Source organism: Megasphaera sp. AF13-6AC (assembly GCF_027685385.1).
Classification (GTDB): domain Bacteria; phylum Bacillota; class Negativicutes; order Veillonellales; family Megasphaeraceae; genus Megasphaera; species Megasphaera micronuciformis.
The window spans coordinates 1-315 of sequence record NZ_JAQCUN010000166.1 but is presented as its reverse complement, the minus strand read 5'-3'; the positions used below and the strand labels follow the sequence as shown (position 1 = coordinate 315).

General features: G+C 49.2%; 1 pseudogene. It reads right to left on the bottom strand.

Annotated features, from left to right (window positions below):
• Positions 1-74: 74 nt before the first annotated feature.
• A pseudogene (locus PGX78_RS07620) lies at positions 75-315 on the bottom strand (amino acid--tRNA ligase-related protein); the annotation flags it as partial.

Here is a 315-nt window from a genome sequence, read left to right as displayed (position 1 = left end):
TGAATACGCGTTGTTGAATATCCGGTTGGTAAATACGTAAAGAACCGCCACCCAATTCAACGCCGTTCAAGACCAGGGAAGGCAATAACGTCGCGAATGGACTTTCTCTTGAGCATCAGCATAATCATGCGATCCAAGCCGAAAGCCAAACCTCCGTGAGGCGGGGCTCCGTATTCGAAGGCTCTGAGAAGGAAACCGAACTTCTGCTTCGCTTCTTCATCCGTAAGTCCGATAGCCTTGAATACGCGTTGTTGAATATCCGGTTGGTAAATACGTAAAGAACCGCCACCCAATTCAACGCCGTTCAAGACCAGG